General features: G+C 60.6%; 1 protein-coding gene. It reads left to right on the forward strand.

Annotation, left to right across the window (positions count from 1 at the left end; translation table 11 throughout):
• Window positions 1–80 precede the first annotated feature (80 nt).
• On the forward strand, window positions 81–392 hold the full coding sequence (locus tag ACGLHR_RS52220) for a thiamine pyrophosphate-dependent enzyme (RefSeq protein ID WP_400104035.1): 312 nt from the start codon (window positions 81–83) through the stop codon (window positions 390–392).
• The last annotated feature ends 141 nt before the right edge of the window (window positions 393–533 follow it).

The raw sequence follows: 533 nt of genomic DNA on the forward strand, positions 1-533 counted from the left end.
CTCTATCAGTACCTCAATCGGGCTTCACTTGGCTAGCCGCGCATCCTCTTTCACCCACAGATTTCCCCGACGAGCCTGAAATGAAGGCATCGGGGTTCCTCGATACCTATACCGATATGGTGGATACCGACTTTGCGGCGATTGCGATGGCCGCCGGCATTGCGGGGACTCGCGTGGAGGATCCGGGGCTGGTCGGGCCGGCGTTGCAGGAAGCCTTCTCCCGGCCCGGGCCGGTGGTCGTCGACGTGAAGACCAACCGGCTGGAGCTGGCAATGCCGCCCACCATCACCACCAAGGAGGCCAAGGGCTTCAGCCTTTACCTGCTGCGGGCGATCATCGACGGGCGCGGCGCAGAGGTGGTGGACCTGGCCAGGACGAACCTGTGGCGATAGCGCTGGCTCTTGAGGCCTGCAGCTAGTGTTCCGTTCCGTTGTTAACGGATCTATATTTTTGTAGGATGTTGGTATCGACGAACGGGAGATGCCAACATGCGAGTGGGACGACCGAAGCTGGATCTGGTGTTGAGCGAAGAC

This window comes from Cupriavidus sp. CuC1, from assembly GCF_044627735.1.
Taxonomy (GTDB): Bacteria; Pseudomonadota; Gammaproteobacteria; order Burkholderiales; family Burkholderiaceae; genus Cupriavidus; species Cupriavidus ulmosensis.

Excerpts from the sequence above, each read along its gene's own strand:
- ACGLHR_RS52220 (WP_400104035.1), top strand. The coding sequence starts at position 81 with ATGAAGGCATCGGGGTTCCTCGATACCTATACCGATATGGTGGATACC.